Genomic DNA, 26,989 nt, shown 5'->3' with positions numbered 1-26,989 from the left:
GTCGGATCAGTAGCGGGGCGCGGTATTGCCGACGAAGCGATGAGGGCCGGTATGGTTCAGCTTGCTGGCCGTATCGAGCCAAATTTTGCCGCCCAAGGCGCGCCAACGGCGGCAGAAGGCGAAATCCTCACTGAGATAGAGGCCGGTTTCTTCCTCGATCATGCATTCGAACAGCGCATATTGCGTACCCGGCGAGGCCTTCGTGCTCGGGTAGGCATGGATGGCATTATAGCGCAACCCTGGATAGGATTCGCTCATCTGCTCCAAAACAGCGCGTTTGATGAGAAGCATGCCGGTGCCGGCATAGACGGCGCTGACGAAATCGCCGTCACGCTCCGCGTTCTGGCCGACCAGGGGCGTGCCGACATAGTGAAGAGCCGCAGCAGCAAGTGAGGAGCCATCCTGCGAATTGATGCGGGCGGCGGTTTCCCAATCGTAATCCTTGATTGGGTACATGGCGGCAACGACATCCTTGTCGGCATCCAGCAGGCGCATGACCTGATCGGGCTCGAAACTGATGTCCGCATCGACGAAGAGCAGGTGAGTCGCCGCAGTATCGTTGAGGAAGGATGATACCAGCGTGTTGCGGCTGCGAGTGATCAACGCGTCATTACCAAGCAGGGCGAGTGTCAGCTGGATGCCTGCCTGCGCGCCCCTCTGCATGAGCGAGAAGATGGATTGCATATAATCCTTGGTGACGAGACCGCCGAAACAGGGAGTTGCGATAAAGATCAGCCGATTCTCGGTCATTCGCAGTTGGTTCCTTTCCGGAAGCGCGATTCGCCAGAATCTAGGGAGATTCACCATTTCTGTGTGTACCGAATTGTTGAATTTTGTTTCTGAAAGTTTGCCGGCTGTTGCGGGAGAGGGCCCGCAGACCGGTACCGCCCTTGGTGCCGATAGCGTCCTGCGGCTGTGGAATCTGAAGAGGAGGACCGGTTTTGACGGCTATGCGGCCAGCCAACGCAGTCATTCTCCCCTTGCAGGCATGAGACGACGCTTTTCCGCCATCGCCAGGAGACGCGTCCCATGCCGTGCTGACGGCAGTTGCATTTAGGCAACAGAGCTCAAGACTAACGTTTGAGATGGTTTCACATAATTGACAAACATACGGGCTGTTTGTAAGTCAAATACAGGACATAAATTGTCTTACGGTCGGGTATTCGGCCGGATCGGTAGAGGCATTTCAAGGCCTTGCCGCGGGGCATATCGTGAAGGTTCGGGGGGACTCAAGCCAACATTAGGTGCGTACTTTGCCGGGCTACCCGCTCGTGTTGAGACCGAACTGATTTCTGAGCTGACACTCCAGCTCAGTACTCGCTGCGGACAGGAAATGCATATTACAACCAGGAGTTTATAATGAACATCAAGAGCCTTCTTCTCGGCTCCGCTGCCGCGCTGGCAGCAGTATCCGGTGCCCATGCAGCCGACGCCATCGTTGCTGCTGAGCCGGAGCCGTTGGAATACGTTCGCATCTGCGACGCATATGGTGCTGGCTACTTCTTCATCCCGGGTACCGAGACCTGCCTCAAGATCGGCGGACGTGTCCGTTCTGAAGGCGAATGGTACGATGCTTACAACCCGAACAGCCGGGTTGGCACGCTGTGGCACACCCGTGCTGAGCTGAGCCTCGACACCGCAACCGACACTGAATACGGCCCCCTGAAGACCAACACGGTTTTCCGTTGGGACTGGAACGACGGCGGTTCGACTTCCACAAAGCTGCTGTTTGCTAACATCAGCCTCGGTGGCTTCACCGTTGGTAAGCTCGACTCGCAGTACAACCTGTATGTCGGCTACGCTGGCGACGTCATCAACGACGACGTGATCTATGACGGCCCGTACGAACTCAACCAGTTGACCTACAACTACGACGCCGGCAACGGCTTCACGGCTGTGATCTCGCTGGAAGACTCGAACTCCGCTTCCGACGACTCGGCATCTTACGGTGCAGGCTGGTGGACGGACGACAGGTCCAACCATTACGCTCCTGACGTTGTCGCCGGTCTCGGCTTCAAGTCCGGTGCATGGGGCGTCAAGGTTGTCGGCGGTTACGACTCGATCGTTGAAGAAGGCGCTGTCAAGGTTCGTGTAGACGCTGACTTCGGCGTATTCTCGGCCTTCTTGATGGGCGGCTACAACACCAACGGCGACAAGCTCAACAAGTACGCCGGCACCAACCTCGATCGTTCCGCTTGCCCGGTTGACGATGCGTCGAAGTGCGGCTGGGGTGATTGGGCTGTCTGGGGCGGCGGTAGCGTTCCGATCAACGACAAGCTGAAGTGGAACATCCAGCTCGCTTACACCGACTCCAAGATCTTCGCCGCTACGACGAACCTCACCTGGAACCCGGTTAAGAACCTGACGCTTCGTCCGGAAGTTTCCTACACCAACTTCGATTCTGTGAACCAGGATCAGTGGGCTGGTATCATGCGCTTCGAGCGTAGCTTCTAATAAAGAATTACCCGGCCTCGTGCCGGGTAAGAGAAGCCTGATGTTCCAATCCGTCAGGCTTCTTTCAGTGATCGGTTGACCTCCGATCAAAGAGAAAGGATCCGGCTTTCCCTCCGGATCCTTTTTATTTTGAGCTTTTTTGTTTTAAGCCGCTGAAGTCGCTATTTCGCGCGTCTGGGCTGACGGGAACCAGGTCTTCAAGACCATTTTGATGAACATCTGCCCGCAGGGCACGAGCTGGAAATTGCCCCTGTCGAGGGTCCACTCGGTGATGAGACCGCCGATGACGGCGGTGAGCGATGAGGCGGCGGTATCCGGCGTCCAGGGCGCCGGCAACTTCGTTTTCGCATCCATCAAGGTGAATATCCGCTCGAAGTTGTCGTGCATGTCCTGCCGGAAGGAGCTCGCGCGGCTTGTGGTTCCATCGCAGAACGCCATGTCCAGATGCATCATCACCTTCAGCATGCTGCGCTTGCGGGGGTCGTGCTGGACATCCTCGAATATTGCGGCGATCGCGTCGGCGACCAGATCGAGCGGATTGGGAGGCAGCTCCCTCGACATCCGCTCAGCCAATTCCTGAAACGGCAGCTGGGCTTCGTCGCGTATCGCGAACATCAGGCCCTGCTTGTTCTTGAAGTGCCAATGCACGGCACCGCGCGTGACGCCGGCGGCTGCAGCTATCTCCTCGAGACTGACATTCTCATAGCCTTTGTCGAGAAACAGAGCCTTTGCTGATTGCAAGATCTCGCTTCTCGTTTCTGCCGCCTCCTCCTTAGTCCGCCTCATTCAGCTCTCCACAGAAACAGATTCTCAAGCTGTGCCCCTTTTTATATTTTTACCTCGTCTATGCGACCTCATTGCCGGGATCCCCATGCCGGCAATATTCGGCAGTATAGCAGCGTTTGGATGTTCCCTCAAAATCGATAGAGGAAATCGCAACGCGATGTATTCGTCAAGCACCTATAAGCCACGCGCAAGTTTCCTCGTGCAATTTTCCCGCGTTGGGAAGTGCAAAATCGAAAATGTGCAGATGCCGATAGCGCCATGAGGGCGAAAGCTCGCTACGGACGATCGTAAATCCAGTCATCCCGGAATGGTGCATTCGCCATGCCGGGTCGCGGCAGAGGTTTGGTCTCCGGCGTTCGGCAATTCCATCAGCTCATATCGATAGTCGAAGTCATGGCTCCGCATGCGTGCGGTCGGGCATGACTGTCATGTGTTCAAGTCGCGTATGTGTAAACCATCCGAGTCCCTCTCAACGCTCGTATCCGGAGGCCCCATGACGAGCATTACCTCGGTCTTATCAAACAATTACTACCAGTATCCGACCTCTCGTTCGGCGACGTCGTCGTCTGATGATTCAGCGTCCTCGATACTGTCCGGCACGTCGTCCGGCAGTTCTTCCACCACGAGTTCTTCGTCATCGTCTGACGATCAGTCGCAGATCACCGCGGCTGAACAGCTGATTGCCCAGCTGATGAACATCATCCTGAATCTCCAGGCCAACAGTGGCAGCAGCAGCAGCGACGATAGCTCAACGTCGAATTCCGATAGTGATTCCGTCGATTCGACATCCAGCACCCAGCAATCCTCGGCAACCGCCACGCAGAGCAGCAAGCTGACCGACAGAATCAGCGCCATGGACACAAATGGCGATGGCAATATCAGCGAGGCGGAATTCGTTGCCGCTCGCCCGTCGGATGTCAGCGAGGACCAGGCTCAGAAGCTGTTCGAAAGCTTCGACAAGGACAAAACCGGCTCGCTCACCGAATCGCAATTGGCAAACGCCATGCAATCGGGTCACCACATACACCATGGCGGGCAATCGAACGACGACCAGCTCTCCAGCCTGTTTTCCTCCATGGATACCGATGGTGATGGCAATGTGAGCGAGGCCGAATTCGTAGCGGCACGTCCGTCGGATGTCAGCGAAGATCAGGCGACGACCCTGTTCAAGAGCCTGGATACGTCCGGTTCTGGGTCGCTGACGCAGAGCCAGTTCGAATCGGCGATGAAGGCACAGCAGCCGCAGATGCCCGATTTCAACAATCTCTATGCTTTCAACGATCAGGATCAGACGACGAGCGATCTGCTCTCACTCTGACAGAAAAACCTTTCGCATCTGACCTTGCGAATGTGCCGGCAGCTTGGACGAGAGACGTTGGGGCCTCCACATCCAGGCGAGCCGGCCTTTTTTACGCTTATGCGCGGCGCGCGATTCGGCTGAAAGGATCAAGGTGCGCGCAAATACCGCCTCGCCTCGGAATAAAAATGAAGAAATCGATAATCTGAAAGCGACGGATTTCGGCCGACGGCCCGTTCAATCATCGACAACATATGCTTCGATGTCGAAGGAAAGAGACGCTGCGATCAGATTGGTACGATGTGCCGGGAATGACGAATAGGCAAAGACCTCTTGTCAACGGCGGCCAAGGGGCGTGCAATGCGGATGTCGCACGAAATTGGAACGGTGGCGATTGTCGATGAAAACGGATCGCACGCCCGAGAATGGCGACCCGGATGGAGATTTGCTGGGCCGCATTGCTGCTGGCGACGTGCCGGCGATGCGGATGATGGTGACACGGCAGTTGCCGCGTATCCTTTCGGTGGCGACACGCATGCTTGGCGATGCCGCCGAGGCCGAGGATATCGCTCAGGAGACGTTCCTGCGCGTGTGGCGAAACGCCGGCGGCTGGCGCCAGCGCAACGCCCGCTTCAGCACCTGGGTGCATCGCGTGGCGATCAACCTTTGCTACGACCGGCTGCGCCGACGCAAGGATGTGCTTGCCGAGCATCCGCCCGATATCGAGTACGAAGGTCCGGCGCCGGACGCCGGGCTGCTGAATGAAGACGATCCATCTCGGCGGGTGGAGCGGGCCATGCAGATGATTGCTCCCCGGCAGCGGGAGGCGATCATTCTGGTTTACTATCAGGCGCTGTCGAATGCGGAAGCGGCTGCGATCATGGATGTGAGCGTGGATGCATTGGAAAGCCTGCTGGCGCGTGGAAGGCGTTCCCTGCAGATGCTTTTGTTGAAGGAACAGAGCGATGACTGAACAAGTCGCAGGTCCGATGAGTGCTGAACGGTTTGCTGAACTGGCCGACGCCTATGGCGGCGATATCGGCCGATGGCCGCAGCCGGAGCGCGCGGCTGCGCGCGAATATGCGGAAAATTCCGATTTGGACGGCGCGTTGCGGCGCGCTGCCGACCTGGATGCGCTGCTGGATACCTATGTGCTGAAAACCGCGCATCAGGATCTGGGTGCCCGGATAGCCACGAAGCTTGCCCGCCGGTCGAAAATCCGTAACTGGTTCCGCTTTGGCTCGGCCGGCGTTGGCCTTGTTGGCATCGGTATTGCCGGCGCTCTGGCCGGTAGCGTCGCCATCGCCGTATTGGCGCCCAGCCTCACATCGGAGACAACAATGGCGTCGGACGGGACCAGCACCATGTTCGGCGATATCGGACCCGATGTGACCATAACGCAGGAAAGCCAATGACAGATCGAAGCTTCCGAATATTGGTCATATCCCTGTTGGTGCTGAATACGTTTCTGATCGGGGCGCTTGCCGGTGGCGGGCTGACATGGATACGCAATTCGCGCCCAGGTGCCGGCATCATGCCCCTGGGTGGCGAGCAGCTGCCGTCCTCCCAGAGAAAGGCCCTGCGTGCGGCTCTTAACGAGGCGCGCAGGGAGGAGCGCCAAACCATTCTCGAGGCGCAGCAGGCCAAGATCGATGCGGCTTCTCTTCTCGGGCAGCCGGTGCTGGATACGCAAGCGCTGTCAGCTGCGCTGGCGAGGGCCCGCAATGCCGATGTTGCCTTGAGGACGAAGGTGGAGCAACGCGCCGTCGATTTTGCCGCCACACTCTCGTATGACGAGCGGCGCGCGCTTGCCGAAAGCCTGATCCGCCGCAATGTGCCGAAGGTCCCTGCCATAAAATGATCACACTTGCCGACCGACGGATCGGCAAGACGCCTGCGTTAAAGGAGCATGTTTGATGCAGGAGGTGGCAAGAACATGGCTCAGCAGTCGAATGATGTTTATGCCGCGCTCGCTCTTTCCCGGTTTGGATTAGGAGCGGACCATAACGGCATCGCTTCGATCCAGTCGGATCCGCGCGGTGCGTTGCTTGAAGAAATCACCGAGCGCTTCGTCCCGGTTCCGGTCGGGCCGCAATTGCAGTCGACATCCGATCTGCTTGTTGCCCTCTATGCTTTCCAGGATCAGCGCAAGGAAGCCCGCCAGCAGACAGCAGTTCCGGCCACCCCGCCGGACAAGCCGGGACAAGCTCCGCAGCAGGGACCGCAACTCCCCGCCGCGATGCGCGCCCAGCTCGCCGCCAAACAACCTGCCGCTCAGGAAATGGCGGGTGCGATTACCAAGGTGGTCGAGAAGCTGGAAAAACCCTCGGTGCCCTATCTTCCCCAGCAGATCCTGATGGCAGAGGCGGATGCGCGCTTCAACGGCACCATTCGTCAACCGCTCATCGGCTTCGGCGAACGATTGGCGATGTTCTGGGCAAATCATTTTGCCGTGGCGACCTCGAAGAGCGAGGAATGTCACATTCTGGCCGGCGCTTTCGAGCGCGAAGCCATCCGGCCGCATGTCTTCGGGCGCTTTGCGGATATGCTGCTTGCGGTCGAGACGCATCCTGCGATGCTCGGCTATCTCGACAATCAGCAGTCTATAGGGCCGAACTCGAAAGCCAATGCCAACAAGAAGCGCGGCCTCAACGAAAACCTTGCCCGCGAAACGCTGGAGCTGCACACGCTCGGCGTCAATGGCGGCTACACGCAGACCGACGTAACAACGCTTGCGAAAATCATCACCGGCTGGACCGTGGCGCGCGCGGAAGGAAAGCTCGGCGCTCCCGGCACCTTCGTCTTCAATGCGGGAGCTCACGAGCCAGGCGACCAGACTTTGCTCGGCCTGACTTATGGCGACAACGGCGTCGGGCAGGGGCGGGAAGCGCTGCGCGACCTTGCCCGTCATCCCGCAACCGCGCAGCACATTGCCACCAAGCTCGTCCGGCATTTCATCGCCGACGTGCCGCCGCCGGCACTCGTGCAGACGGTTTCGGCGACCTTCACCAAGACGGACGGCGATCTTTCGGCGGTCTATCGGGCCTTGCTCGCCTCGGAAGAATCCTGGAACCCCGCTCTCGTCAAGGTTCGTTCGCCGCTGGAATTCATGGTGGCTCTGTTGCGGGCGAGTGGCGAGACGCCGAAGCCGAATGTCATCCTCGGTACGCTCACCGCCATGGGCCAACCATTTTGGGCTCCGGCCGGTCCCAACGGCTTTGCCGACACCGCCGATGTCTGGGCGTCCAGCGAAAGCCTCAGCATGCGGATGGATGTCGCCAGCATGATCGCCAATGCCGTGCCGCCGCAGATCGACCCGAGGCGCTTCGTCTCGGACAGTCTCGGCCCGCTTCTTTCGAACGAGACGCTGCAGGCCGTATCTCGCGCGGAGACCCGCAACCAGGGCTTTGCAATCACCTATCTTTCCCCCGAATTTCAAAGGCGCTGACCATGACTTGCGAACTCATGACTCCCACTCGCCGTGCCGTTCTTGGCGCTTCCGGCGCCTTGTTTGCCTGGGCGTTCATTCCCCGCTTTGCCTATGCAGCAGGCGGCCGCGATCCGCGTTTCATCACGATCATCCTGCGCGGCGCGCTCGATGGCCTGACGGCTGTGCCACCTGTCGGCGATCCGGACTATAAGGCGCTTCGCCAAGCGATTGCCATGACGACGAGCGGCCCTCACGCGGCGCTGCCGCTCGACAGCTTTTTCGCGCTGCATCCGTCGATGCCGAACTTCAATGGTCTCTACCGCGCAGGGGAGGCGGCCGTCGTTCATGCGAGCGCGACAGCCTATCGCGATCGTTCGCATTTCGACGGTCAGGATGTGCTGGAATCCGGTTATGAGATGCCCGGTCGCGTCGATTCCGGTTGGCTGAACCGCATGCTGGAGGGCTTGCCCAAGGGCGACAAGGTCTCGCCCGGCTCTTCCGGCATTCGTGGATTGTCTGTCGGAGCCAATGCGCCTTTGGTCATTCGCGGCAAGGCGCCGGTGCTGGGCTGGTCGCCGTCCAACCTGCAGCCCGTCAGCGACGACCTGCCGCCGCGCCTGATGGATCTCTACAACCACACCGACCCCCTGTTTGCAAAGATCCTTGCCGAGGGCATTTCCACCGGCAAAATTGCGGCCGGCCTTGATGTCAAGGCAAGAGGCGGCCCCGGCGATCCCACCGGGATGGAGCAGATGGCAAGGGGTGCCGCGCGCCTGCTGGCGCAGGATGACGGTCCTCGCGTGGCAGCACTTGCCTTCGAAGGATGGGACACCCATGCCGGCGAGGTCGATCGGCTGAACAAATTGCTTGTTGGTCTCGACAATTCATTTGCCGCGTTCCAGCAGGAGCTCGGCCCCGCCTGGAAGGACACGGCCATCGTGGTTGCGACGGAGTTTGGCCGTACCGCACAGGTCAACGGCACCGAGGGTACGGATCATGGCACCGGAACGACGGCATTCCTCGCTGGTGGTGCGATCAAGGGTGGTCGGGTAATCGCCGACTGGCCCGGCCTCAAGCCGGCGCAACTGCGCGATGGCCGCGATCTTGCCGCCACGACCGATCTGCGCGCGGTCATCAAGGGCATCGCCGTCGATCTGCTCGGTGCCTCGCCGGCGATATTGACCCGCGACGTCTTCCCCGGCTCCGATCATGTCCTGCCGATGAAGGGGCTGATCGCTTGATGATAGCCGCCGTCACGGCCAGTCGGCATAGCCCGAAGAGAGGGTGCCTTCCGAGACCTCGCTCTTACGGGCGACGTCTCGATAGGTGGCCGGCGAAAAACCCGTCTTCTTCTTGAAGAAGTGGCTGAAATAGGTGGGGTCGCGAAAGCCGAGCCCATCGGAAATCTCCTGGACCGTTCGTGCCGAGCGCTCCAGCCGCAATTTCGCTTCCTGCACGAGCCTTTCATGCAGCAGCTGCACCGGCGAGCGACCGAGCGCGCTACGGCAGATGGAGTGCAGGCGATCGGTGGTTACGCCGAGTTCGCGAGCATAATCCGTCATCGGTCGATGCTGTCGGAACCAGATTTCGACCAACTGCCGGTATCTCTGCAGCACCGATGCGCTTGCGCCGCGTCCGCGCTGCTCGGCGGTTTCCGCGCCGCCGGCCCGCCAAAGCGCCATCAGGATCAGCCGCATATAGGCTGCAATCGCCATCCATGATGCGCGCGCGGGATCGCCGAGTTCACGAACGAAGCCGGCCAGGAGCGGTTGCACCTCGCCAACGGCAGCGGCGTCCGGCTCTGCCATGAACCAGGGCTTTTCGCTGAAGATTCTGAGCGCGTAGGATTCCGCCCGGTCACCGATCGCGTCGACCACAATCTGTGGGGAGGCGCCGACGATGAAACCGGCGGCACCGGCCGCCATGTGCAGCTCGCAGCGTGACTGCGGCGGCAGATAGGCGATGGTCGGCCCAAGCAAGGCCCTTCGGTCTTCCCCCTCGAGAATGAGCGTTGCCGTCCCCACCTGCAGCAGGAACAGGTGATGGAACTGGGTGTAGAGGCCCTTTTGGAAACGGATCGTGCGAGGCGTCAACGAGGGCTCGCGCCATTCCCCGCGCGCATGAAGATGGATGCCGCTGTCGGAAACCAATGCATCCTCCTCCGCATGGCATGACGAGAACGTGACATGATTGCCAGATAATTACAATATTAACCCAGAAAATCACATTCAAAGCGTGCAGCAACAGCGTAATCTTCTCTTATGAGCCTTTGGGAGGAGGCCTCCGCACAAAAGATTTCGTCACGCAAGGCTGCATCCCGGCCGTGTTTGGCCGTGCGCGCTTTCTCCCATTCAGATCACTGCAGGTAGAGCCTGCCAACAGCGGACGAGCGCCATGTTCGTGGCAAAACTGCTAATCGATGATGAAGCGCTGGATGCGTCCGACGCCGCCACCTTCGAATCCCTCGATCCGGCAACCGGCGATGTCGCAACCATCGCGCCGGCCGCTTCCGTTGCAGACGCGTCTCGCGCCGCCTGCGCCGCTGCGGCGGCCTTTCCTTCCTGGTCGCAGACAGGGCCGGGCGAACGGCGGGCGCTCTTGAACAAGGCTGCCGATATTCTCGCCGCCCGCACGGCCGATTTTGTCGAGGCGATGGTCGGTGAAACCGGCGCGACCGCGCTCTGGGCCGGGATCAACTGCAATCTCGGCGTTGATATCCTGCGCGAGGCGGCCGCCATGACAACACAGGTCGCTGGCGAGATCATTCCGTCCAATGAGCCGGGCAGCCTCGCCATGGCGGTGCGCCAGCCGGCCGGGGTCTGCCTCGGCATCGCCCCGTGGAATGCACCGATCATCCTCGGCGTACGTGCCATCGCCCTGCCACTTGCCTGCGGCAACACCGTCATCCTGAAAGCATCCGAACTTTGCCCGCGAACCCATTGCCTGATCGGCGAGGTCATGCGTGAGGCAGGCTTCCCGCCGGGCGTCGTCAATGTCATCACCAATGCGCCCAAGGATGCGGCCGCGATCGTCGAGACCTTGATCGCGCATCCGGCCGTGCGCCGGATCAACTTCACCGGCTCGACGCGCGTCGGGCGGCTGATTGCGGAAGCGTCGGCGCGCCATCTCAAACGCTGTCTGCTGGAGCTTGGCGGCAAGGCGCCGTTCATTGTGCTTGCCGACGCCGATATCGATGAGGCGGTGCGGGCTGCCGCTTTCGGCGCTTTCATGAACCAGGGCCAGATCTGCATGTCGACCGAGCGTATCATCCTCATGGAAGAGATCGCCGACGAGTTCGTCGAGAAATTCAAGGCAAAGGCTATGACGCTTGTTGCTGGCAATCCGCGCGATGGCAATACGCCGCTCGGAACGATGATCACCGCGGAGGCTGCAAGGCGCGTACGTGCGTTGGTGGAGGACGCGACCCAGAAGGGTGCGGTCGTGGTTTGCGGAGGGCAGGCGCATGGCACGCTGATCGATGCGACTGTCATCGACCAGGTGACGCCGGCAATGCGGATCTACCGCGAGGAGAGCTTTGGGCCACTCGCCGCCATCATCCGGGTCGACAGCATTGACGAGGCGATCACCGTCGCCAACGACAACGAATACGGCCTGTCTTCGGCTGTGTTCAGCCGCGATATCAACCAGGCGCTTTCGGTTGCAAGGCGCATCGAGACCGGCATCTGCCACATCAACGAAGCCACAGTTGCCGACGAGCCGCAAATGCCGTTCGGCGGTGTCAAATCGAGCGGCTATGGCCGCTTCGGCGGCAAAGGGGCCATCGACGAGTTCACGGAGCTGCGCTGGATCACACTTGCGTCGGGCAAACGGGAATATCCGATCTGAGCCTTCCGGGGCGCCTGATCGGCAAAAGACTGGGACATGCGGAGTAAGAGGGCTCCGACAACAAAGGAGGATTATTTCATGACTGGTAGTTTCAACAGGCCGATATTGAACGGTGGATTGACACGGCGCAGCTTTATGGCCGCCACAGCAGCAGGCACTGCCGCCATGGCTTTGGGTGGCCGGCAGGCATTTGCCGCCGATGACACGCTAAAGGTTGGCTTCATCAGCCCGCGCACCGGCCCGCTTGGCGGCTTCGGCGAGACGGACGGCTATGTTCTGGAGTTGGCGCGCAAGGCGCTGGCAGGTGGCATTCAGGCCGGCGGCAAGACATGGAAGGTGGAGATCCTCGACCGCGACACGCAATCCGATCCGTCCCGCGCCGGACAACTGGCGAAGGACCTGATCAACAATCAGGCCATCGACTTGATGCTGGTGGTCTCGACGCCTGAAACGATCAATCCTGTGGCAGATGCCTGCGAGGCGGCGGGCGTGCCCTGCCTGTCGACAGTCATGCCGTGGGAGGCCTGGTATTTCGGCCGCGGCGCCAAGCCCGGCGCGCCGTCGCCTTTCAAGTGGACCTACCATTTCGGCTTCGGCGTCGGTGAATTCCTGAAGACCTATATTTCGCAATGGAATCTGATCGAGACCAACAAGAAGGTCGGTGTCATGTATCCGAACGATGCCGATGGCAATGCGATCCGCGCCAATCTGGCGCCCGCACTTGCCAAGGCCGGCTTCACCATCGTCGACCCCGGTGCCTATGAGACGGGCACGACCGACTTCTCCTCGCAGATCGCGCTCTTCCGGCAGGAAGGCGTCGAAATCTTCAACAGCTTCCCGATCCCGCCGGATTTCGCGGCCTTCTGGCGGCAGGCGGCGCAGCAGGGCCTGACACAGCAGATCAAGATCTGCCAGGTCGCCAAGACTGGCCTCTTCCCGTCGGATATCGAAGCGCTGGGCGATCTCGGCATGAACATCGCCAGCGCCGCCTACTGGCACAAGGCCTTCCCCTACAAGTCGTCGCTGACGGGTGTTTCCGGCAACGAACTGGCTGATGGTTATGAGGCCGCAAGCGGCAAGCAATGGACCCAGCAGCTCGGTGCCAGCCTGTCGCTGCTTGATGCCGGCTTCGACGCGCTGAAGGCTGCTTCCGACGCAAAGAGCAAGGAGGCCGTCGCCAAGGCGATGAGCACGCTGAAGACCACGACGATCGCCGGCAAGGTCGATTTCACCAGCGGGCCGGTCGCCAACGTCTCTCCGGGACCGATCATCGGCACGCAATGGGTCAAGGCACCGGCCGGCTCGAAATTCGCGCTCGACTATGTCGTGACCGAGCACGCCACCGATCCGAACGTGCCGGTCGGCGCCAAACTCATCGCTTACAACGGATAACGCATCGTGCAGGTTAGAGAACAACAGCGGCCGGGACAGGATTTCCTGTCAGCCAAAGGGATCCACAAGCGCTTCGGAGCGCTTGTGGTTCTGGAAAACCTCGACTTCTCGATGGGCGAAGGCGATGCCGTCGGCATCGTCGGTCCGAACGGTGCCGGCAAGACGACTTTCCTGAGCGCGCTGGCCGGTGCATTTCCATTGAACGCGGGAACCATCACCTTTGGCGGCCAGAACGTCACGGCGCTGACGGCGGCTGACCGTTGCCGCTCCGGGCTTGTCAGAACCCATCAGATCCCGAAACCCTTCAGCGGCATGACGACCTTCGAGAATGTCTTTGTTGCCGCCTCGCATGGCAAAACATCAAGCCGCGAGGAGGCCTATGAGCGAGTCGCCGATTCCCTGCGGCTCTGCGGCATGCTCGGCGTTGCCAATCGCCGTGCCGATACGCTCGGCCTGCTCGACCGCAAGCGGCTGGAGCTCGCCCGGGCGCTTGCGACCGGCCCCCGGCTGCTGCTGCTCGACGAAATCGGCGGCGGGTTGACTGATGGCGAGGCGAGCGAGCTGGTGGAGACCATTCTCGAATTGCGGCACCGCGGCATCGGCATCGTCTGGATCGAGCATATGGTCCATATCCTGCTGCAGGTCGTCGAACGGCTGATCTGTATGGATGCCGGCAAGATCATTGCCGATGGTGATCCAAAGGCAGTGATGAGTGACGCCGACGTGGTGCGCGCCTATCTTGGAGGAGCGCCCGCATGAGCATTCTTTCCATTCACAATCTGGATGTCCGCCACGGTCTGTTGCAGGCCGTGCGCGACGTCAGCTTCAATCTGGCCAAGGGCGAGGTGCTGGCGCTCGTCGGTGCCAATGGCGCCGGCAAGACGACATTGCTGCGCTCCATCGCCGGCGCTCATCTTCCGGTCGGCGGCCAGATCCTGCTCGATGGCGAGGATGTTACCGCCGTTCCCTCGCACAAGCGGATCGCCAGGGGCATTGCCCTGGTGCCGGAGGGAAGGCGGCTGTTTTCTCAAATGACAGTCGAGGAAAATCTACTGCTCGGCAAAAGCGCCGGACGCAAGGGGGAGTGGACTGTCGAGCGGATCTTCGATGCCTTTCCGAACCTGAAGCCGCGCCGCCACGCCAAGACCGGGCATCTCTCCGGCGGCGAACAGCAGGCAACGGCGATTAGCCGGGCACTGATGAGCAATCCCGATATCCTGTTGCTCGACGAAGTATCGCTCGGCCTGTCGCCGCTGGTGGTCGACCGTGTCTATCAGCAGCTGCAAAGCCTATTGTCATCAGGCACGACGATCATTCTCGTCGAGCAGGATCTGGCGCGCGCCATGGGCGTCGCAAGCCGCGTCATCTGCATGCTGGAAGGGCGCATCGTGCTCGACAGGCCGGCCAATGGCGTGACGCGCGAAGAGGTCACACAGGCCTATTTCGGGCTCCACAGGCAAGCCGCTGAAAGGAATGCCTCATGATCAACACCCTCATTCAAGGCATTCTGCTCGGCGGCTATTATGCCGTCATTGCCTGCGGACTGTCCTTCATGTTCTCGGTCATGCGCATTATTAATCTCGCCCATGGCAGCCTTGCCGTCGTCGCCGCCTATGGCCTTTGGCTGCTCGCCGCGAAGCTCGGCGTCCCGCCCTTTGTCGGCCTGCTGATCGTTTTGCCCGTCATGGCCGTGCTCGGCTGGCTGCTGCAGCGCTTCGTGCTGGAGCGCAGTGCTGGCGGAGGCACGCTGCTGCCGATCCTGACGACCTTCGGCCTGTCGATCGTCATCGACAATCTGCTGTTCGAACAATTCGGCGCCGACACGCGCTCGCTGGCGCCATTCATTGGCAATCTGTCCTACGCCTCATGGCAGTTGCCGGGCCATATCTTCGTCGGCAAACTCGCCGCGCTGACGATGGTGATTGCGATCGTTATCCTCGGCGGGCTTCAGTTCTTTTTGAGCCGTTTCGCGCTCGGCCGTTCCATCCGCGCGACGGCGGAGGACCCGGATACGGCGGGACTGGTCGGTATCGATCCCCGCAAGGTCAACGCTGTTGCGACAGCGATCACCATGGTCACGGTCGGTATTGCCGGCGCCTTCCTGGCGATGCGTGCGACTTTCAATCCCTATTCGGGTGGCCCGCAATTGTTGTTCGCCTTCGAGGCGGCCGTGATCGGCGGCGCGGGATCGCTGTGGGGAACTCTGGTTGGCGGCATTGTTCTCGGCTTGGCGCAATCGATCGGCGCACAGATCCATCCGCAAGGCTTCCTGATCGGCGGCCATGTCGCCTTTCTCCTCGTCCTCTTCGTTCGGCTCCACCGGTTCGGCATGCCCGGGCTTGGCAGGATCCGTGCTCTTCTTCGGAGCCCGACATGACCGTGATCGCACCCGGAATTTCAGTCGAACGCTGGACGGCATCGTCCCGCCTGACATTGGCTGCCATGACAGTCGCGGCAATCCTGCTGGCCGCATCGCCGGCCTTCTTGGGAGCCGGCGCCATCGATCGGATGACTGCGCTCTTCATCTACGTGATCCTCGCCGCCATGTGGAATGCGCTCGCAGGCTTTGGCGGCCTCGTTTCCGTCGGCCAGCAGGTCTTCTTCGGCCTTGGTGCCTATTTCACCATCCGTTTGGCGGACGCAGGGCTCGATCCCTTCGTCTCGCTGTTCGTCGCTGCTGTTATCACTGGCATTCTCTCCGTTCCGCTTTCATGGTTCATGCTGCGGCTAAAGGGCGGGGAGTTTGCCATTGGCATGTGGGTGATCGCCGAGCTTGCCCATCTGCTCGTCAATCTCGATCGGCTCATTCAAGGAGAAACGGGCACCTCGCTCATCGCACTCAACGCCTATGAGAGCGGCACACGGCGCGTCGTGATCTACTGGCTGGCGCTTGCCGCCATGATTGCCTTGCTCGGTGCGCTCTTTGTCCTCATGCGCAGCCGCGCCGGCGCTGCGATGCAGGCGATCCGCGACAATGAGGACGCGGCAACCTCCGTCGGCGTGCGGGTGGCTGCCACCAAGCGGCTGCTCTTCGTGCTTGCCGCCTTCGGCATCGCCGTTGCCGGCGGTCTCTGGTTGGCAACCGCTGTCACCTTCCAACCCAAGACCTATTTCAGCGTGCAGTGGACCGCCTACATGATCTTCATGGTCCTCGTCGGTGGCATCGGCAAGTTCGAGGGCGCCATCCTGGGCGCCGTGCTGTTCTTTGTCGTCGAGACCGTCTTCGGCGGAACGGGTGTCTGGTATCTGGTCGGCCTTGGCGCCGCAGCGCTGCTGTTCTCCCTCTATCTGCCGCAGGGCCTTTGGGGCGCGATCGAGCGGCGGTTCGATCTGCAACTGCTGCCTGTGGGATATCGGCTGACATTTTCGGATCTGTTCAAGGACAAACAATAGCGGCGACAGCTGTCGTCGCATTTCATGAGAAAGGTGAAATCATGCTTTTCGGCAAGACCATCCTCGTCACCGGGGTTGCTTCGGGCATCGGTGCGCGTACCGCCGAACTTGCGGGACAAATGGGCGCCGATGTCATCGGCGTCGACGTCCGTGAACCGCCCTCGGGCATCAGTTCGTTCATCAAGGGCGATATCTCGACCGCCGGCGGTGTCACAGACATCGTCCGGCAACTGCCCAACCGCATCGATGCGCTGGCCAATGTTGCAGGGCTTTCCGGAAGTACCGGCGTCACGGCGACGCTCGCTGTCAATTTCTACGGCCTGCGCGCGCTATCCGAGGCGGTCGCACCCCGCTTGCGCGAGGGTGGGGCGATCGTCAATGTCGCCTCGATCGCCGGTTATGGCTGGCGGGCCAATCTGGAGCGGGCGAAGGCGCTGACGGCAATTGAGGGATTTCCCGATGTCGCCTCCGTTGTTCGCGAGCATGGGCTGAAGGACGAGGAGGGTTATCCCTTGTCCAAGGAACTTCTGCTGCTCTGGACCATGCGGGCCGCGCACCAGCCGCTTTTCAGGGATCGCGGAATTCGCGTCAATGCCGTCAGCCCCGGCCCAGTGGAGACGCCGATCCTCAAGCAGTTCCGCGCCGTGCTTGGCGATGCGCGCGTCGATAGCGATATCACGCGCGTAGGCCGGGCGGGTACCTCTGCCGATATCGCACCCGCCATTTTGTTCTTGTGCTCGGACGGGGCGCGCTGGATCAATGGCGCCAATCTTCCCACCGATGGCGGGCTTGAAGCCTCCATCAATGCCGATGTGCTCGGCTTTTAGACATCCTTCGCATCAGGAGACACGAGATGAATATTTCCCTTCTCATCAATGGCGTCGACAGACCAGCCGCCAGCGGCCGAACCTATGATCGTCTGGACCCCTTCACAGAAAAGCTGGCAAGCCGGGCACCGGCGGCCGGGCTTGAGGATGTGGCGGCAGCAATCGAAGCTGCATCGAACGCCTTTCCGGCCTGGTCGAGCACCGGCCCCGGCCAGCGCCGCACGATCCTGGCAAAGGCGGCCGATATCATGGATGCCAAGGTCGGCGAGTTCACGACGCTGATGATGGAAGAGACGGGGGCAACCGCGCCCTGGGCCGGCTTCAACGTCATGCTCGCTGCCAATATCCTGCGCGAGGCGGCGGCCATGACGACGCAGATTGGTGGCGAGATCATCCCGTCCGACAAGCCCGGCACGCTTGCCATGGGTATTCGCCAGGCGGCCGGCGTCTGCCTGGCGATTGCGCCGTGGAATGCGCCTGTCATCCTGGCAACACGCGCCATCGCCATGCCGATTGCCTGCGGCAACACGGTAATCCTGAAGGCTTCCGAACAGTGCCCCGGCACACAGCGGCTGATCGCGACGGCCCTGACGGAAGCCGGCCTGCCGGCGGGCGTCATCAACGTCATCACCAATGCGCCGGAGGACGCGCCTCAAATCGTCGAGGCGTTGATCGCACATCCGGTGGTGCGCCGCGTCAATTTCACCGGCTCGACCAAGGTGGGCAAGATCATCGCCGAACTCAGCGGCAAACATCTGAAGCCCGCGCTACTGGAGCTTGGCGGCAAAGCGCCGCTGGTGGTGCTTGAGGATGCCGATATCGACGGTGCCGTCAACGCGGCGATCTTTGGCGCCTTCATGCACCAGGGGCAGATCTGCATGTCGACCGAGCGCATCATCGTACATCAGGCGATTGCCGATACCTTCGTCGCCAAGCTTGCGGCGCGCGCCAGTGCGCTGCCGGCCGGCGATCCGCGCGGCCATGTGGTGCTGGGTTCGCTGATCAGCCTCGATGCGGCCAAGAAGATGGAGGAGCTGATCGCCGACGCGCAGGCGAAGGGTGCAAAGCTGGTCGCCGGCGGCAAGCGCACGGGCACGGTGGTCGAAGCGACGCTGCTGGATTTCGTCACGCCGGATATGCGCGTCTATGCCGAGGAATCGTTTGGACCAGTGAAGCCGATCATACGTGTTGCCAATGAAGACGAGGCGGTGCGCGTTGCCAACGACACCGAATATGGCCTCTCGTCGGCTGTCTTCAGCCGTGATGTGCAGAGGGCTCTTGCCGTCGCTGGACGCATCCAGTCCGGCATTTGCCATATTAACGGCCCGACTTTGAACGATGAAGCGCAGATGCCGTTCGGCGGCGTCAAGGGCAGCGGCTATGGCCGCTTCGGTGGCAAGGCGGCGATTGCCGAGTTCACCGATCTCCGATGGATCACCATCGAGGATTCCGCTCAGCACTATCCGTTCTGATCGAACGAAATTGCGGCGGCGAATGGCTGATTGGCCGCCGCGAATTCTACCTTTACCGGCTAGCGCTTGTAGGCACCAAGGCCCGGCCGATAGGCCTTGTCGTCGAGAAACTGCTTGAGGCCCTCGTCGCGTCCTCTCGTCTTGTCGAGAAACAGCATCTGTTCGAGCTTGGCATAGATGTAGTCATCGGCCAGATCCCAGGGCAGGTTGCGCACGCGCTTGAATGTGTCCTTTGCGGCCTTGAGCACGACCGGGTTCTTTTCCAGAAGTGTCGAGCAGATGGTGCGGACACGGCTTTCGAGCTGATCGAGCGGCACGGATTCATTGACGAGGCCCATGTCCCGGGCCTTCTGCCCGCCGAAGGTTTCTCCGGTCATGATGTAGTAAAGAGAGTCGCGGTGGTTCATCACTTCGGCAACGGCGCGTGTGACGTTGCCGCCGGGCAGGATGCCCCAGTTGATTTCTGAAAGACCGAAGGTGGCTTCGTCGGCCGCGATTGCCAGGTCGCAGGCGACCAGCGGCGTGAAGGCGCCGCCGAAGCACCAGCCGTTGACCATGGCAATCGTCGGCTTCTCGAAATACATCAGCCGGCTCCACCAGCCGCCGGATTGTCTGCGGCTCTTCAGCGTCGCATCGCGTGGCTTGCCGTCATTGTCGCGGAAATATTCCTTGAGATCCATGCCGGCTGACCAGGATGAGCCGGCACCACGCAGCACCAGAACGCCGCAACGCTCGTCACCTTCGAGATCGTCCAGCACCTCGAGCATGCGCCTGTTGAGTGCGGGGTTCATCGCATTGCGCTTATCGGGGCGATTGAGCGTCACGAAGGCGATGCCGCCGTCGAATTCGACGAGCACCGGATCGGCCGTTGTCTTCTCAGTTTCCGTCATCTGTTTCTCCTGCACATGTTCGTTGTTTCTGGAATTTTGCCCGGCTGTCAGAGCGGCCGTGGATCGGCGTCGACATGCGATTGCCTGAGGATGTGTTTCTGCGCCTTGCCGGATGCAGTGCGCGGAATGGTTTCAACGAAGACGACGCGCAGCGGGCGCTTGAAGGTAGCAAGGCAGGCGGCGCAGTGGCTGAGGATGTCTTCGGCGAGCGCCTGGGGTGAAACGGGTACGACGAAAGCAACGCCGCTCTCGCCCCAACGCGCATCCGGAAGGCCAATGACGGCGACATCGCGCACGGCTGGATGCGTCGCGATGACAGCCTCGACCTCGGCCGGAAAGACATTCTCGCCACCGCTGATATACATGTCCTTCAATCGGTCAGGTATGTAGATCAGGCCTGTCTCGTCACGCCTGCCGAGATCGCCGGTTCGATACCATCCATCGACGAAGGCGGCTGCCGTCTCCTTTGGCTTGTTCCAATAGCCCGGTGTCACGGCCGGTCCCTGCAGCCAGATCTCACCTACTTCGCCATCGGTAACATCCGTGCCGTCCGGCGACACGAGGCGCACATCGGTCAGTGGCGCGGCAAAGCCGACGCTGCCGCGATGGGCAGCGATCATGTCCTTGTCGAGCGGCATGTGCAGGACGGTACCCGCTTCGCTCATGCCGTAGCCGTTGACGAGGGCAATATCATCCTGGAGAAATCCCTCGATCAGGGCAGGCGAAAGCGGCGCGCCGCCGATGAAGATGGCCCTCAGGGCTTTCAGGGCAGCGGGGTTCCAATGGGGCGACACACGCAATGCTGAGGCCATCTGCGGCACGGCGAAATAATGCGTCACGCCGAGAGCGGGATCGGCGAGGAGGGAGAGTGTCCGCTCCGGCTGGAAGCGATCCGAGATCACAAGCCGCCCGCCCATGAGCAGCGTCGTGCGTGCGATGGCGATGATGCCGATCGTGTGGAAGAAGGGCAGGTCGCAGAGCGTCACGGATCGCGCCGTCACCTCGCCGACGAGAGCGAAATTGATCGACGAGGAGAAGGCGTTGCGCCGGGTGATGATCACGCCCTTCGGCGTGCCTGTCGTGCCGGAGGTGTAGAGAATGATGCAGGGCGTATCCGCCGGAATTTGTGGGCCGGCATAGCGGTCCGAAGTCTTCAGGCGCGAGAGAAACCCTTCGGCACCCACCACAGTCAGGACTAGTGGCAAGGTCGGTCCGATCTCGCCTGCGATGACGCTGAATTCCTGATCGACGATCAGCATATGCGGGCGGCAGTCGGCAAGGATCTGCTGAAGCTCCGCTGTGCTGAGCCGCCAATTAAGGGGTATGAAGATTGCTCCCCGACGCTGGCACCCGAGACATGCGACGACTTCGGTAATCGAGTTGCGGCCGAGATAGGCGATGCGCGGATGGTCCTCGCCATCAGGAAAGGCCTTTGCAAGGAAGCCCGCGCAGCGCGACACCAGCTCATCGAGTTCGCCATAGCTCAACTCTCTGCCTGTCGCTGCCTCGATCAGCGCCTGATGGTCTGGGGCGATTTTGGCCCGGAAGACAAGAGGGTCGTCCGTCTCCAATCCGACCGGACCGATTTCCGCCTGCACCCGTTGCGGTACCTCTTGCATGTGCTCCTCCATTTCGCTTCTCCTCAAGCGAAATTTGTACGTAACACATACAATAATAATCCCATCCGTCACAAGGGAAATTTGCTGCGCACATGAAATTATGCTTGTAAGGCTAGCAGCGTTCGCGGGCGGCACCCGCCATGGAGGAATGATGGCGGCCGGAAAAAGCGATGAGAAAAGCCAACGGTCGGAAAGCGTGGACGACCTGCGCCGGATCGATCTCGGCCGCCTGGAAAATGTCCTTGGATTTCACCTGCGCATGGCCAATGTCGCGCTCTATCATGACTTTTCCAAAGCCATGGAAGAGCTTGGTTTGACGCAGAAGCAGGTCGCCGTGCTGGAGCTGATCGCAGAGAACGAGGGCGCGAGCCAGATCGATATCGCCGCAACGCTCGGCATGGACCGTGCCACGATGATGGCGCTGGTCAACCGGCTGGAAGATCGCGATCTGGTGGAGCGTCGGCCGTCTCCAGTCGATCGACGTCGCCAGCAATTGATCCTGACAGGCGCCGGGCAGGATATGCTCACCGCGTGTCGCCAGCTGATATCGGCGCATGAGCGCAAATTCACCGAACGTTTCTCGGATAAGGAGTTGAAAACCTTTGTCGGTTTCCTGAAACGCGTCTATGCCGGCGATCATTCGGATTGAGGTTGGGCGTGCCACGGAATCGGCAGTTCCGGCCGCGATCCTTGACAAGCATCGAATGTTTATGAAGGTTGAGTGTCATGGGTGAAGTGACTGATTGGTTATCTTTTACAAGTCCGATCAGTCGGAAGAACGCCGCTGAGGCGGTGTTCGAAGATATTCGTTCGGCAATTACATCGGGACGGTTGGCTGTGGGAACACGGCTGCCCTCCGAGGCGCAGCTTGCGAGCCGCTATGGCGTGAGCCGCCCCATCGTCCGCGAAGCGCTGCGCTCGCTACAGACCTTGGGGCTTACGCAGACGCGCACGGGCAGCGGCACTTTCGTGGTCACGTCGGCACCCAGCGCTGAATTGCACTATGGCCGCTATTCGGCGCGCGATCTCATCGAGGCGCGGCCTTTCATCGAGGTGCCGGCCGCCGGCTGGGCAGCGTTGCGGCGCACGGATGCTCAACTGGCACGATTGCTGGAACTATGCGACGAGATGGACGTCCAGGAAGACCCTCACAAGTGGGTGCAACTCGACTCCGAATTCCACAGCATGATCGCGGAAGCCTCCGGAAACGCCGTCTTCGCCAAGATCGTCACGGATGCCCGCGACGCGCTGATGCAGCAATCGGAGCTTGTCAACATGATGGCGCAACGGCGTGTCGCCTCTAATGTCGAGCACCGCCAGATCGCCGAGGCGATCGTGGCGGGTTCGGAGCAGGAGGCCATCGCCGCGATGGAGGCCCATCTCGGTCAGGTCAAGCAGGTGGTGACCACCATTATAGGTGAGGATCCGCCGCACCGTTGATGGCTGCGGGCAGGTTGGCGAGCCGCTCTGGCCGGAGCGCTTCGAAAAGCTGCTCTGCGGTCAGGTGTCCATGATCCAGCACGATTTCGGGCACGGTGCGCCCGGTTGCCAACGCCTCGCGAGCGACCTGTGTCGCCGCCTGATAGCCGATGAGCGGGTTGAGCGCGGTCGCAAGGCCGATCGATTCCTGCAGGCGCTGCGCCATGATGGCCGGGTTGGCGGTGATGCCGTCGACGCAACGTTCGGCAAGGATATGGCAGGCCGCCGTCAAATGCGTGATGCTTTCCGACAGTGAGCGCACGATGATCGGTTCGAACGCGTTGAGCTGCAGCTGTCCTGCTTCTGCGGCCATGGTCACGGTGATGTCGTTGCCGATCACCGAGAAGGCGACCTGGTTGACCATTTCCGGGATCACCGGATTGACCTTGCCCGGCATGATGCTCGATCCGGCCTGCATCGCCGGCAGGTTGATTTCACCGATGCCAGCGCGGGGGCCGGAAGACAGCAGGCGCAAGTCGTTGCAGGTCTTCGACAATTTGACCGCGACACGCTTCAGCACGCCGGAGAGATGCACGAAGGCGCCGGGATCCTGCGTGGCTTCGATCAGGTCGCTGGCCGTCACCAGCGGCCGGCCGGTCAGGCGGGCAAGATGGCTGCAGGCAAGTGCCGCATAGCCGACCGGCGCATTGAGGCCGGTGCCGATAGCGGTCGCCCCGAGGTTGATTTCATGCAGCAGAGCTGTGGATTCGATGAGGCGCAACCGGTCTTCGCCGAGCATCACGGCAAAGGTCCGAAATTCCTGGCCGAGGGTCATCGGCACGGCGTCCTGTAGCTGCGTGCGCCCGACCTTCAGAGTGCTATCGAATTCCCTGGCTTTACGCGCGAAAGCCTCCTGCAGGATTTCCATTGCCGAGGCCAGCCCGTCGATCGCTTCGATCAGCGCGACGTTGACGGCTGTCGGATAGGCGTCATTGGTGGACTGGCTGAGATTGACGTGGTCGTTCGGGTGCAGATGGGCATAGTCGCCCTTGCTGTAGCCGAGCAGCTCAAGCGCCCGATTGGCGATGACCTCGTTGGCGTTCATGTTGGTCGAGGTGCCGGCACCACCCTGGATGACATCGACGACGAATTGCTCGTGAAGCTCGCCGGCGCGAATTTCACGGCAGGCCCGCACGATGGCGTCGAGCTTTTGCGTGTCGAGCAGGCCAAGCTCATGGTTGGCAAGGGCGGCGGCTTCCTTGACGAAGGTAAGGCCGCGGATCAGATGCGTGTAGCGCCCGATCGGCGTGCCCGTTACCTGGAAGTTTTCCACGGCGCGTGCGGTGTGCACCCCCCAATAAACCTCGGCCGGAATATCCTTCGTGCCCAGCAGATCATACTCACTTCGCGTCGCGACCACATTATCCTCCTAAGGTCCGGCTCGTCATATCTGTCAAGCTGTAAGACAGATTTGTGAATCTGTTATCCGCTGCGCCCAAGCGCGTCAATAAGGTCATGGCCGACTTGACATGGCGGCCTTTCTATTACTATGAGGAAAAAATCTGTCATACAGCATTACAGGATCGCCGCCGATCATAAGTCTTGATCGTTGGTTCGATCGAAGCGGAAGGCATCCAGGCAGGTGCGAATGGAGCACCCCGGGACCCGCCCACAGACAACGGCTCAAGGGAGGAGCAATGTCAGTCGAAACCACTGAGAATATCCCGGCGGACCGCCGGCCGCCGGCCAATGAAGATCTTGGCTACCACAAGGCGCTGAAGCCGCGGCAGATCCAGATGATCGCCATTGGCGGCGCTATCGGCACCGGTCTTTTCCTCGGCGCAGGCGGTAGGCTCGCAGCGGCAGGCCCGGCCCTGATCTTCGTTTATGCGATCTGCGGCTTCTTCGCCTTTCTGGTGCTGCGTGCGCTCGGCGAATTGATCATGCACCGCCCAAGCTCCGGCTCCTTCGTCTCCTATGCCCGTGAGTTCTACGGCGAGAAGATGGCCTTTGCAGTCGGCTGGATGTATTGGCTGAACTGGGCCATGACCTCGGTTGCCGATGTCACGGCCGTTGCGCTCTACATGAATTTCTTCAAGCACTATGTTCCGTGGCTTGCGGGCATCGACCAGTGGGTCTTCGCGCTGATTGCTTTGGTGATCGTACTCGGCATGAATCTTCTGTCGGTCAAGGTCTTTGGTGAGCTTGAATTCTGGTTCAGCCTGGTCAAGGTGCTGGCGCTTGTCAGCTTCCTGGTCATCGGCATCTATTTCGTCGTCTCCGGCACGCCGGTTGCAGGTCATTCGGCTGGTTTCAGCATCATCAGCGATAGCGGCGGCTTTTTCCCCAATGGCATCCTGCCGGCCTTCGTCATCATACAGGGCGTGGTCTTTGCCTATGCGTCGATCGAGCTGATCGGCACGACGGCAGGCGAGACCGAGGACCCGCGCAAGGTCATGCCGCGCGCGATCCGCACGGTGGTTGCCCGTCTGCTGATCTTCTATGTCGGCTCCGTCCTGCTTTTGTCCCTGCTTCTGCCCTACACCGCCTACAAGTCCGGTGAGAGCCCCTTCGTCACCTTCTTCGGCGCCGTCGGCATCGAGGGGGCAGACATCATCATGAACCTTGTGGTGCTGACCGCCGTGCTGTCCTCGCTGAATGCCGGTCTCTATTCCACCGGCCGCATCCTGCACTCGATGGCAGTGTCCGGCTCGGCGCCGGCAGCGCTTGCGAAGATGAACAAGGCCGGCGTGCCCTATGGCGGCATTGCCGTTACCGCCGCCGTCACCGTCATCGGTGTGGCGCTCAATGCCGTTGTTCCTTCGTCGGCCTTCGAGATCGCTCTGAACCTTTCAGCCCTGGGCATCATTTCGGCTTGGGCCGTCATTGTGCTCTGCCAGCTGAAGCTCTGGAAGCTGTCGAAGCGCGGCGAGATGGCGCGGCCGGATTTCCGCATGTTCGGCGCGCCCTATACCGGCCTTTTGACGCTGTTGTTCCTGTTTGCCGTGCTGGTGCTGATGGCATTGGATTATCCGGTCGGGACATGGACGATCGCCTCGCTGATCCTGATCGTGCCGGCTTTGGTGATCGGCTGGTATCTGCTGCGTGACCGCATCCATCGGCTGGCCGCCGAGCGAGGCCAATCTTGACGGCCGGAAAGATCAATCCGCTGGTGGCAGTCATCGCCACCGGCGGAACCATTGCGAGCGAGCGCGCCGATAACGGCGCGAGTACGCCGTCGCTGTCGGGGAAGAGCCTGCTGTCTCTTCTTCCCGAAATGCCGGTCGCATTGCGGCCCATCGAACTGATGGCAAAGGATTCCGCGAGCCTGACCCTCACGGATATGCAGCGGATCAGCGATAAGGTTGGCGAACTGCTGCAGGATGCCGACGTGAGCGGCATCGTCGTTCTGCACGGCACGGATGCGATGGAAGAGACGGCACTGCTCGTCCATCTGCAGCATGAACTGACCAAGCCCGTGCTGTTCACGGGCGCGCAGTTCACCGCTGATCACCCCAAGGCTGATGGACCTGCCAATCTTGCGGCCGCGGCTATTGCCGCAACCGATCCCGAGAATGCAGGTCGGGGCGTGCTTGTCTGTTTTGGCGGTCGGCTGTTGCCTGCATGGGGGCTCTACAAGCAGTCTTCGGATGTTGCCGATGCCTTCCGGCAATCACGCCCGCTTGAAAATCCACCGAGCCCGCGCCTTGCCGCAGCGCTCGACAGCGTGCGCGTCGATGTGGTGGCAATCTATCCGGGTTGCGACTCGGTGCATGTGGATGCCAGTCTCAGAGCCGATGCCCACGGCATCGTTCTCGCCGCTCTCGGCTCGGGCAATGCCAATCCGCGTCTGGTCGAAGCGGTCAGGCGCTGTGCCGGTGTCGGCGTGCCTGTCATGGTGTCGAGCCGGGTGCCGGACGGACTGCTCGTTTCGAGCTATGGCGGCGGCGGCGGCGGACATGATCTCGCCGATGCCGGCGCAGTTCATTCCTCGACGCTGCGGCCCGGGCAGGCAAGAATCCTGCTGGCAGCCCTCGTCGCGTCCGGCGCTGGTGCCGAGGTCATCGCGCAGGCGTTCTCCGATTTTTCAAGCGACACTCCATCCTGATCTCACTTCGTGTCGTGAAGTCATAAAAGCGGGCCGCTCGTCGATTGACGGCGCGG

Annotated in this window: 25 protein-coding genes; 19 read left to right on the top strand and 6 right to left on the bottom strand. The window is 61.0% G+C overall.

Annotation, left to right across the window (positions count from 1 at the left end):
- Nucleotides 1–6 precede the first annotated feature (6 nt).
- On the bottom strand, nt 7–750 hold the full coding sequence (locus tag A6U86_RS17715) for a hypothetical protein (RefSeq protein WP_068393713.1): 744 nt from the start codon (nt 748–750) through the stop codon (nt 7–9).
- Between the two features lie 609 nt (nt 751–1,359).
- Here A6U86_RS17715 and A6U86_RS17710 point away from each other — a divergent pair.
- Nucleotides 1,360–2,454 (top strand): porin, encoded by a 1,095-nt coding sequence (locus tag A6U86_RS17710; RefSeq protein WP_068393711.1) that lies wholly within the window; start codon nt 1,360–1,362, stop codon nt 2,452–2,454.
- 144 nt (nt 2,455–2,598) lie between these two features.
- Here A6U86_RS17710 and A6U86_RS17705 read toward each other — a convergent pair whose 3' ends face one another.
- Nucleotides 2,599–3,240, bottom strand: coding sequence for a TetR family transcriptional regulator (locus A6U86_RS17705; protein WP_068393709.1), 642 nt, complete (start codon nt 3,238–3,240; stop codon nt 2,599–2,601).
- Nucleotides 3,241–3,733: 493 nt separating this feature from the next.
- On the opposite strand from A6U86_RS17705, the gene A6U86_RS17700 reads away from it, so the two are divergent.
- From A6U86_RS17700 to A6U86_RS17675, 6 genes are all read left to right on the top strand, one after another.
- Entirely contained in the window at nt 3,734–4,558 is an 825-nt protein-coding gene (locus tag A6U86_RS17700; RefSeq protein WP_068393707.1) for an EF-hand domain-containing protein, read from the top strand.
- Nucleotides 4,559–4,937: 379 nt separating this feature from the next.
- Nucleotides 4,938–5,510, top strand: coding sequence for an RNA polymerase sigma factor (locus A6U86_RS17695; protein WP_068393705.1), 573 nt, complete (start codon nt 4,938–4,940; stop codon nt 5,508–5,510).
- Nucleotides 5,503–5,952 carry a hypothetical protein gene (locus tag A6U86_RS17690; protein ID WP_068393703.1) on the top strand — a complete coding sequence of 150 codons (450 nt, stop codon included), beginning with the start codon at nt 5,503–5,505 and terminating at the stop codon, nt 5,950–5,952. The genes A6U86_RS17695 and A6U86_RS17690 overlap by 8 nt, the downstream gene beginning before the upstream one ends.
- On the top strand, nt 5,949–6,398 hold the full coding sequence (locus A6U86_RS17685) for a periplasmic heavy metal sensor (protein WP_068393701.1): 450 nt from the start codon (nt 5,949–5,951) through the stop codon (nt 6,396–6,398). The genes A6U86_RS17690 and A6U86_RS17685 overlap by 4 nt, the downstream gene beginning before the upstream one ends.
- 75 nt (nt 6,399–6,473) lie before the next feature.
- The gene (locus tag A6U86_RS17680; protein ID WP_068394082.1) at nt 6,474–7,985 is read left to right on the top strand and encodes a DUF1800 family protein; all 1,512 of its coding nucleotides are present in this window, start codon (nt 6,474–6,476) and stop codon (nt 7,983–7,985) included.
- Between the two features lie 2 nt (nt 7,986–7,987).
- The gene (locus A6U86_RS17675) at nt 7,988–9,208 is read left to right on the top strand and encodes a DUF1501 domain-containing protein (RefSeq protein ID WP_068393699.1); all 1,221 of its coding nucleotides are present in this window, start codon (nt 7,988–7,990) and stop codon (nt 9,206–9,208) included.
- Nucleotides 9,209–9,220: 12 nt separating this feature from the next.
- On the opposite strand, the gene A6U86_RS17670 is transcribed toward A6U86_RS17675, so the two are convergent.
- The gene (locus tag A6U86_RS17670; protein ID WP_068393697.1) at nt 9,221–10,117 is read right to left on the bottom strand and encodes a helix-turn-helix transcriptional regulator; all 897 of its coding nucleotides are present in this window, start codon (nt 10,115–10,117) and stop codon (nt 9,221–9,223) included.
- A 244-nt stretch (nt 10,118–10,361) separates the two neighbouring features.
- On the opposite strand from A6U86_RS17670, the gene A6U86_RS17665 reads away from it, so the two are divergent.
- From A6U86_RS17665 to A6U86_RS17630, 8 genes are all read left to right on the top strand, one after another.
- A complete protein-coding gene (locus tag A6U86_RS17665) occupies nt 10,362–11,813 on the top strand; it encodes an aldehyde dehydrogenase (RefSeq protein WP_068393695.1) in 1,452 nt (483 codons plus the stop codon).
- Between the two features lie 78 nt (nt 11,814–11,891).
- Nucleotides 11,892–13,205: an ABC transporter substrate-binding protein gene (locus A6U86_RS17660; RefSeq protein ID WP_068393694.1), complete on the top strand. Its 1,314-nt coding sequence runs from the start codon at nt 11,892–11,894 to the stop codon at nt 13,203–13,205.
- 6 nt (nt 13,206–13,211) lie between these two features.
- Complete coding sequence (locus A6U86_RS17655; protein ID WP_068393692.1) at nt 13,212–13,964, top strand: ABC transporter ATP-binding protein; 753 nt, start codon at nt 13,212–13,214, stop codon at nt 13,962–13,964.
- Nucleotides 13,961–14,689, top strand: a complete 729-nt coding sequence (locus A6U86_RS17650; RefSeq protein WP_068393690.1) for an ABC transporter ATP-binding protein — start codon at nt 13,961–13,963, stop codon at nt 14,687–14,689. The genes A6U86_RS17655 and A6U86_RS17650 overlap by 4 nt, the downstream gene beginning before the upstream one ends.
- A complete protein-coding gene (locus tag A6U86_RS17645) occupies nt 14,686–15,582 on the top strand; it encodes a branched-chain amino acid ABC transporter permease (RefSeq protein WP_068393688.1) in 897 nt (298 codons plus the stop codon). The genes A6U86_RS17650 and A6U86_RS17645 overlap by 4 nt, the downstream gene beginning before the upstream one ends.
- Complete coding sequence (locus A6U86_RS17640) at nt 15,579–16,598, top strand: branched-chain amino acid ABC transporter permease (RefSeq protein ID WP_068393683.1); 1,020 nt, start codon at nt 15,579–15,581, stop codon at nt 16,596–16,598. The genes A6U86_RS17645 and A6U86_RS17640 overlap by 4 nt, the downstream gene beginning before the upstream one ends.
- 41 nt (nt 16,599–16,639) lie before the next feature.
- On the top strand, nt 16,640–17,425 hold the full coding sequence (locus A6U86_RS17635) for a coniferyl-alcohol dehydrogenase (RefSeq protein WP_068393681.1): 786 nt from the start codon (nt 16,640–16,642) through the stop codon (nt 17,423–17,425).
- Nucleotides 17,426–17,451: 26 nt separating this feature from the next.
- Nucleotides 17,452–18,897, top strand: a complete 1,446-nt coding sequence (locus tag A6U86_RS17630; protein WP_068393679.1) for an aldehyde dehydrogenase — start codon at nt 17,452–17,454, stop codon at nt 18,895–18,897.
- 59 nt (nt 18,898–18,956) lie between these two features.
- Here the strand turns inward: A6U86_RS17630 and A6U86_RS17625 are convergent, their stop codons facing one another.
- Together A6U86_RS17625 and A6U86_RS17620 are read right to left on the bottom strand one after the other, a co-directional pair.
- Entirely contained in the window at nt 18,957–19,787 is an 831-nt protein-coding gene (locus tag A6U86_RS17625; RefSeq protein WP_068393678.1) for a p-hydroxycinnamoyl CoA hydratase/lyase, read from the bottom strand.
- Between the two features lie 47 nt (nt 19,788–19,834).
- Nucleotides 19,835–21,406, bottom strand: coding sequence for an AMP-binding protein (locus A6U86_RS17620; protein WP_068394081.1), 1,572 nt, complete (start codon nt 21,404–21,406; stop codon nt 19,835–19,837).
- Between the two features lie 151 nt (nt 21,407–21,557).
- Between A6U86_RS17620 and A6U86_RS17615 the strand changes: the two genes are divergently transcribed.
- Nucleotides 21,558–22,055 (top strand): MarR family winged helix-turn-helix transcriptional regulator, encoded by a 498-nt coding sequence (locus tag A6U86_RS17615; RefSeq protein WP_141683727.1) that lies wholly within the window; start codon nt 21,558–21,560, stop codon nt 22,053–22,055.
- A gap of 77 nt (nt 22,056–22,132) precedes the next feature.
- Nucleotides 22,133–22,846, top strand: a complete 714-nt coding sequence (locus A6U86_RS17610; protein WP_068393676.1) for a FadR/GntR family transcriptional regulator — start codon at nt 22,133–22,135, stop codon at nt 22,844–22,846.
- On the opposite strand, the gene A6U86_RS17605 is transcribed toward A6U86_RS17610, so the two are convergent.
- Entirely contained in the window at nt 22,818–24,245 is a 1,428-nt protein-coding gene (locus A6U86_RS17605; RefSeq protein ID WP_068393674.1) for an aspartate ammonia-lyase, read from the bottom strand. The genes A6U86_RS17610 and A6U86_RS17605 overlap by 29 nt on opposite strands.
- Before the next feature lie 277 nt (nt 24,246–24,522).
- On the opposite strand from A6U86_RS17605, the gene A6U86_RS17600 reads away from it, so the two are divergent.
- Both A6U86_RS17600 and A6U86_RS17595 read left to right on the top strand, forming a co-directional pair.
- Nucleotides 24,523–25,974 (top strand): amino acid permease, encoded by a 1,452-nt coding sequence (locus tag A6U86_RS17600; RefSeq protein ID WP_068393672.1) that lies wholly within the window; start codon nt 24,523–24,525, stop codon nt 25,972–25,974.
- Entirely contained in the window at nt 25,971–26,933 is a 963-nt protein-coding gene (locus A6U86_RS17595; protein ID WP_068393670.1) for an asparaginase, read from the top strand. The genes A6U86_RS17600 and A6U86_RS17595 overlap by 4 nt, the downstream gene beginning before the upstream one ends.
- Nucleotides 26,934–26,989 lie beyond the last annotated feature (56 nt).

Origin of the sequence: Rhizobium sp. AC27/96, assembly GCF_001692325.1 — a bacterium.
Classification (GTDB): Bacteria; Pseudomonadota; Alphaproteobacteria; order Rhizobiales; family Rhizobiaceae; genus Rhizobium.
Note: the sequence above shows the minus strand (reverse complement) of the source record. Positions and strands in the feature narration are given on the sequence as shown.